Raw genomic sequence first — 7,099 nt, 5'->3', positions numbered from 1 at the left:
CTGGGTTTGGGAACCAAACTGGGTTTGGGAACCAAACTGGGTTTGGGAACCAAACCCCTACTCCGCGATTAATTTGGCAATTTGCCCAATGACTAAGGGAACTAAACTCATTCCCAGGATGAGTAACCAACCCTGTAGGCTAGGTGGATGAGTTTGCAGGATATCGGAGAGGATGGGTAGATAAATGGCAATGGCGAGTAATCCAGTACACAGGATGAGGGCGCCCCAGACGTACTTATTCCGGGTGACTTCGTTAACCAGTACACCTGATCCGCGATCGCGCATATTGAAGACGTGCCACAATCGGGAAAAGGCAATAGTCATAAAGGAAATAGTAACCGCTTGATTTTTTTCCAATCCTAACCAGTTGAATGCCAGGTAAAAGGAACCCAGAACCGGGGCAGCTATGATTAAACCATATCCCGCGATCGCAAACCAGTGACGCCTAGCTATAATCGACTCTTTGGGGTCACGAGGCGGTTGTTCCATCAGGGTGGGAGATCCTTCACCCACACCCAGCGCCAGGGCGGGGAAGACATCATTAATGATATTTAGATATAAGATTTGTAGGGGCAAGATAGGTAAGGGCGCATTAACTAACGAGGTGGCGGTGACTGCCATAATTTGACCGACATTCCCCGATAGCAGATAAACCGTGAACTTACGAATATTATTAAAAATCGCTCTCCCCTGTTCCACCGCCGCAACAATGGAGGAAAAGGCATCATCTTGCAGCACCATATCCGCCGCCTCTTTTGCCACCTGGGTACCTCGTTGTCCCATGGCGACACCAATATCCGCTTTTTGCAGGGCGGGGGCGTCATTCACCCCATCCCCTGTCATTGCCACAATTGCCCCGGTGTCTTGGTGCAAGGCAATCAGGTTTAACTTTTGTTCGGGAGATACCCGGGCAAAAATCGGGGTTTTGACTAAGCGTTCACGTTCCTCAGCAGAGGATTCATCGGGACTTTTTAAGTCTTTCCCCTGCACCACATCCGCTTGTTCATCATCGGTTAAGCCCACAGCGAAACCAATATTCCGGGCGGTGACGGGTTGATCCCCTGTCACCATAATCACCCGAATTCCCGCATCTTGACATTCATCTATTGCCGCCCGTACCTCTTGGCGGGGGGGATCAAGTAAGCCAACAACACCTAAAAACGTCAGGTTTTCGTAAGGGTTAGCCTCTTCACTATCCACCCTTTTTTGTGCCAATGCCAGAATCCGTAACCCTTGGGCGGCTAAGTCATTACTGCGTTGCTTCCAGGAATCGCGATCGCGAAGTTCTTTTTCCCCCTCTGGGGTTAAGATACGGTTACACACCTCTAGGACAGATTCCGGTGCGCCTTTGACGGCAAAGCGATAATCACCATTGCTTTTGTGCAGGGTTGCCATCATTTTATTGTCGGGATCAAATGCCTCTTCCCGCACTTCCGGCATATCTTCTAATAATTTTTCGCGTTCAAGTCCAGCTTTTGCCCCAGCAATCAGCAGCGCCACTTCCATCGGATCACCGACAACTCGACTTTCATTAGAGTCCTCCGGTTGTAATGCTGCATTATTACATAAAACACCAACTTCTAAGGCGGGGCGGAGAATGTCATGCTCTAAGGGTTTCAGGGTTTCATCGTCTTGGCTGAATTCTCCTTCAGGTTCTAATCCCTCACCACTAATTTCAACATCACCGGAGTCGAGTACGATATGACTCACCGTCATCCGGTTTTCGGTTAAGGTTCCGGTTTTATCGGTACAAATAACGCTAGTCGCCCCTAGAGTTTCCACCGCCGCCAGTTTATTAATTAGGGCGTTCCGCTTCGCCATGCGCCACATTCCTCGCGCTAGGGCAATCGTTGCCACAATTGGCAGTCCTTCGGGAATTGCGGCGACAGCTAGGGCGACAGACGTTTCCACCATCAGGCGAATATCTTTGCCCACGATAATGCCGGAAATGGCAATCAGGGCGACAATAACTAGAGTGACCCAAATCAAACGACGTCCCAGTTGATTCAGCCGTTTTTCTAGGGGGGTGCGTTCCTCGGTTTTGGCTTCTTGGGCTAACTCAGAAATGTGACCCAACTCCGACTGCATTCCTGTGGCTACCACTACCCCTTCCCCGGAACCACGAGTTAGGGCTGTTCCTTTGAACAGCATATTGGTGCGATCGGCAAGTTCCACATCCCCTTCTATGGGTTCTGTGGTTTTGCTGACTGGAACGGATTCCCCTGTGAGAGAAGACTCATTCACCTGCATTTTGGAAGTTTCTGTCAGCCGCATATCTGCCGGAACCAGATCTCCGCTTTCTAGGAGTACCATGTCTCCGGGTACCAACTCTTCCGCGTCAATCTCCTGCATCTGTCCTTGGCGGCGCACTTTGGCTTTAGTGCTACTCAGGCTTTGCAAGGCTTCCATGGAACGCACAGCTTGATATTCCATGAAAAAGCCAATGGCGGCGTTAATTAAGATGGCAAAAACAATGGCAATCCCCTCAATCCACTGAGCAAAGGCAAAGGATAGAATCGCGGCAATGGCGAGAATCCCAATCACCAGACTTTTGAACTGTTCGATCAGGATTTGTAAGGGTCCTCTACGCTGGGCTTCTTTGAGGCGGTTCGCGCCATATTGTTCCCGTCGCTGCTGTACCTCGGCGTCAGAGAGTCCGTCATCCTCAGAAACATCCAGTTTCTTAAATAGCTCTGCTGATGAAATTGTCCACGGTTTGTTGGGAAGATCCGCCATAATTGGTTTGATTGTGATTAACCTTGTAACTTAGATGGGGTAACGGTTGTGGGTTTGCTGATTTATTGTAGGGTGGGCAAGGCTGATCAGCCATAATTTGTATTGCCCTTGTCCAATTTGAGGATTGTGCTAAAGGGTTAGATGTCAGCGCGATCGCACCACAGGATTACCCTATTAGGGTTATATACTAGAGAGTTATGCCAAAGAATCCTCCTTTTGAAGGAAGATTCACCTCATTTTTGAGATAGAACGGCTCTAGCGCCGACTTTTCTATCTTGAGATTTTGTTGGCTTGTCAATCAGTTTTCAACCGATTCAGTAACCTTAACGTATTGATGTAAAAGGGATTTATAGTTTCTTTGGCTGGTTAAACTCAGTAACAATGACTCAAACGCTTGATGCAAATGAACTCAATTCCGAACCCCGCAAACTTCTCTACCTCTGACTCATGAACTTGTTCAGGCAAAACCGTACTTTTTCGCGCTATACGGCAATCGTGATTTTGTCTGTCTTAACTTTGGTCTTTATTGGCTTTGCTTTAATTCGTTCTCCTACGTTGATCATCCCCCCAACTGACCCAGCTAATCCCACCACTGTTTATGTCATTGATTACGGTTATCATTCACGCCTCATCCTGCCCGATCGCCAGGGTGGATTGCTCCAATATACTTATGGAGATTGGCATTATTTTGCCCTAAATCAGCAAGATTTAAGCGATGGACTAGCTGCACTGCTAATGCCCACCTCCGGCACCCTCGGCAGAAAAAGAGCGAACGATATTACTGAACTTCAGCAAGAACTTGGTTCTGACTGGCAGGATACCCTATTGAGTTTTGAGGTAGCAGGAACCCAAGCTGCACAGTTATTGGAATCATTGAATGAACGCTTCAACCAAAACATCGACACGCGCATTGTAAATCCGCGTAATAACGTAGCTTTTGTCCAGGATGACCAAGACTATACCGTATTCCACAACAGCAATCATGAGTTGGTTAACTGGTTGGAAGAGTTAGACTGTCAAGTTGAGGGCTTTGTAACTTGGCCCAATTTTCAGGTAAAGCACTCAGAAAATTAAAAGGAATAGTAAGCTCATTCTTGAGTGTGGCAGAGGGTGATCCAGGCAGATGTGATATCAAATCCGGTTCATACTCACACTTTGCGGATAAAGGATGGCAATATAGGATAGCAGTTAGACTAAATAGGAGCATGACTCAACAATACGATGTATATGGTCTCGGTAATGCCCTCCTGGACATTGAATTAGAAGTTCCCCCAGAGCTACTCCAGGAACTGAACATTGATAAAGGGGTGATGACTTTAATTGAAGAAGATCATCAGTACAAGATCCTGAAACGCTTAGAGGGTCAGTCAATAAAGCGCGGCGGTGGGGGATCGGCAGCAAATACAATGATTGCCCTGAGCCAATTTGGGGGTAAAGCCTTCTATTCTTGTAAAGTCGCCAATGATGAAGACGGACAGGTTTACCTGGAGGATCTGCTCCGCTTTAATGTAGAGACTAACCTACAATACCATGCCCCAGAAGCTGGAATTACAGGTAAATGCTTGGTGTTTGTCACGCCAGATGCCGATCGCACCATGAATACGTTCCTGGGAATTTCCGCTAGCTTCTCAGAAGCAGAATTAGTACCCGACGCGATCGCACAGTCCAAATATACCTATATTGAAGGGTATTTGGTAACAGGTGCTGCCAGTAAAGCGGCGGCGATTCAAGCCAGAGATCTTGCCAAAGCCGCAGGTCAAAAAATCGCCTTATCCCTGTCTGACCTGAATATGGTGAAGTTCTTTAAAGATGGATTACTGGAAATCATCGGTTCAGGCGTGGATTTCCTCTTTGCCAATGAAAGCGAAGCCCTAACCATGGCGGACAATGAGGATCTTGCGGTTGCTGTTGATTACTTGAAAGGGTTAGCTAAAGGGTTTGCGATTACCCGTGGACCGAAAGGATCAGTAATCTTTGATGGACAAGAGATAATCGAGATTGAGCCAGTACCTGTTAAAGCAGTTGACACCGTTGGCGCCGGAGATATGTATGCTGGCGCGGTTCTTTACGGACTGACTCATGGTATGAGTTATGCTCAAGCTGGTCAATTAGGTTCCAAAGCGGCGGCAAAGTTGGTGACGAGTTTCGGTCCCCGCATGGACACCCAAGATACTCGTTCTCTATTGGTTGGGTAATTGTACGGCAGAAAGCTGAATAGGAAAAGCTTGTAGAGACGTGCCATGGCACGTCTGGGAGATGGGGGAGATTATGTAGGCTCACAAGGGTAGGTTTCTTTAAGATTGGGGTTCAGGTAAGACTTAGAAGACAGAATGACCATCACTTCGACTTCGCTCAGCGACCGTAGACAAGGAAAAGTTTTAATGAAAAATAGGACGTTTCGGCTTTTTACAGTTAGCTTGACCGAACCCAATTCTGTACGGTTTTTTCTCCTTGTCTTCTTTCCTTCCTTGTCATCCTTGTCTTGTCCCTACCCTAAAATAAAAAAACTACACCTGTAATGATTATGTAGGGGCGGGTTTCACTACTATCTTTTTGGTTACACCCAGATGCAACTAAACCCGCCCCGACTTGACGAATCAGGACTTACGCAGCTACGCCAACTATCGTGGCAATGGTGCGTTACGCTACGCTAACACACCCTACATATAGAACCTTTGCGTAAATCCTACGAATGACAAATGACAAATGACAAATGACAAATTATTAAATTAGGAGAACTCTGATGGTTCAATCAAATCCCAACCCGTTGAATGAACAAGCGCAATCAACGGCATCCCTATCTTCTGACAAAGGCGGAAACTATTCCTATTGCTCACTCCCTAAAGTTGCGCCGCGTGACTTGTCAAGGATTGTAGATCGCAATCGTGCCAATCTGATCCAATTTCTGGATAAGAAATGGGTGAACGGCACAATCTTACATTACTATTTCTTCGATCAGCCAACCTATTGGACAACGACTGAAACCGAAAAAAATGTTGTCCGTAAAGCCTTTGATGTCTGGAAGCAGGTGGGTATTGGGCTGGAATTCAAGGAAGTAAACTCACCAGACGAGGCAGAAATCCGGATTGGCTTCCAGCGCACAGATGGCGCTTGGTCTTATGTTGGCAGAGATGTTCTCAATATTGGGCGGGATGAGCGGACAATGAATTTTGGTTGGGATTTAACCCGCTATCCTGGAGAAATTGACACCGCTGTCCATGAAATTGGTCATACTCTAGGATTTCCTCACGAACACCAAAACCCTAATGCTGGTATTGTTTGGGATGAACAAGCCGTTTACGCCGAACTCGCAGCACCTCCGAATAACTGGGATCGGGAAACCACCTATTACAATATCATTCGCAAAATTAACCCGGATACGGTACAAGGGTCAAGCTGGGACCCCAACTCAATTATGCACTATCCCTTTGGCGCAGGTTTAATTCAAGCACCACCAAAATATCGGAATGGTTTAACTCCAGCACCTGGGTTATCAGAACGGGATAAAACTTGGGTCAAGCAGTTTTACCCACTCTTAGAAGAGAAGGATTACACCGAACTAAAACCCTTTCAATCGGTTCCCTTAACCCTCACACCTGGGGAACAGATGAACTTCCGTATCGAACCTGATGCGACACGATCCTATACGATTAGCACCTTTGGCACTTCAGACACGGTGATGGTTCTGTTTGAAGAGGTCAATGGTGAACTTCGTTATCTTACCGGAGACGACGATAGTGGCGAAGACTATAATGCTGAGATTAAGGTCAGGTTATTTCGAGGGCGTCGATATGTATTACGTATCCGCCTCTACTATAGCGATCGCGCGGGAGAAACCGCTGTGATGATGTGGTAAACTGTTAGGCATTTAGATTGAGATACCTACCACTACCAAGGAAGGGAACAGGGAATAACCAATTGAAATACGTTTTAACTTAAACCTTTTCCCCCACTATATTCGCTGGAATTTAGTGGGGGTTGAACTATTTCAAGGACGATATACCTATATTATATATTATTAGGAAATAATTATAATTGCCTTTTAGGAAAGCTCTCGTTCGCTATAAGTGTTTGTTCTACATTTTCTAGATAGTTTACCAGAACTTTATGCAACATTTTGCAACTGCTTTTCTAAGTCCCGGCGTAACCCTAAGTAATGGCGATAAGTATTCGCCCACTCAATAAAAACTGCCTCATCTGAGAGTTGACCTTTGCTATAGCGATCAAAAAAATCCTCAGATTTCATATTTTGCTGATTTTCATACAAACTAAGTCGCTTGGCTACGGCTATCAGTGCATCTAAAGGCGACGTATATTGCACTCGTTCTTTTTGCATTCCCCCTCCTAACTCATTCTATCTCTT

Annotated in this window: 5 protein-coding genes; 3 read left to right on the top strand and 2 right to left on the bottom strand. The window is 46.3% G+C overall.

Translation table 11 applies throughout. The features are described 5' to 3' along the window. Positions 1-57: 57 nt before the first annotated feature. A complete protein-coding gene (locus ACLFWI_RS23480) occupies positions 58-2,736 on the bottom strand; it encodes a cation-translocating P-type ATPase (protein ID WP_446414938.1) in 2,679 nt (892 codons plus the stop codon). A gap of 447 nt (positions 2,737-3,183) precedes the next feature. Here ACLFWI_RS23480 and ACLFWI_RS23475 point away from each other — a divergent pair, with 447 nt between their 5' ends. The 3 genes from ACLFWI_RS23475 (at position 3,184) to ACLFWI_RS23465 (ending at position 6,592) form a co-directional block, all read left to right on the top strand. Further along, positions 3,184-3,810, top strand: coding sequence for a DUF2459 domain-containing protein (locus ACLFWI_RS23475; protein WP_446414937.1), 627 nt, complete (start codon positions 3,184-3,186; stop codon positions 3,808-3,810). Between the two features lie 131 nt (positions 3,811-3,941). After that, complete coding sequence (locus tag ACLFWI_RS23470) at positions 3,942-4,931, top strand: adenosine kinase (protein WP_446414936.1); 990 nt, start codon at positions 3,942-3,944, stop codon at positions 4,929-4,931. 548 nt (positions 4,932-5,479) lie between these two features. Further along, positions 5,480-6,592 carry a M12 family metallopeptidase gene (locus ACLFWI_RS23465; RefSeq protein WP_446414935.1) on the top strand — a complete coding sequence of 371 codons (1,113 nt, stop codon included), beginning with the start codon at positions 5,480-5,482 and terminating at the stop codon, positions 6,590-6,592. A gap of 249 nt (positions 6,593-6,841) precedes the next feature. On the opposite strand, the gene tumA is transcribed toward ACLFWI_RS23465, so the two are convergent. Continuing rightward, positions 6,842-7,072, bottom strand: a complete 231-nt coding sequence (tumA, locus tag ACLFWI_RS23460; protein ID WP_446414934.1) for an antitoxin TumA — start codon at positions 7,070-7,072, stop codon at positions 6,842-6,844. Positions 7,073-7,099: the final 27 nt, after the last annotated feature.

The organism is Coleofasciculus sp., from assembly GCF_046539235.1.
GTDB lineage: Bacteria > Cyanobacteriota > Cyanobacteriia > Cyanobacteriales > Coleofasciculaceae > Coleofasciculus.
Note: the sequence above shows the minus strand (reverse complement) of the source record. Positions and strands in the feature narration are given on the sequence as shown.

Excerpts from the sequence above, each read along its gene's own strand:
- ACLFWI_RS23465 (WP_446414935.1), top strand. The coding sequence starts at position 5,480 with ATGGTTCAATCAAATCCCAACCCGTTGAATGAACAAGCGCAATCAACG.
- ACLFWI_RS23480 (WP_446414938.1), bottom strand. The coding sequence starts at position 2,736 with ATGGCGGATCTTCCCAACAAACCGTGGACAATTTCATCAGCAGAGCTA.
- ACLFWI_RS23475 (WP_446414937.1), top strand. The coding sequence starts at position 3,184 with ATGAACTTGTTCAGGCAAAACCGTACTTTTTCGCGCTATACGGCAATC.
- tumA (WP_446414934.1), bottom strand. The coding sequence starts at position 7,072 with ATGCAAAAAGAACGAGTGCAATATACGTCGCCTTTAGATGCACTGATA.
- ACLFWI_RS23470 (WP_446414936.1), top strand. The coding sequence starts at position 3,942 with ATGACTCAACAATACGATGTATATGGTCTCGGTAATGCCCTCCTGGAC.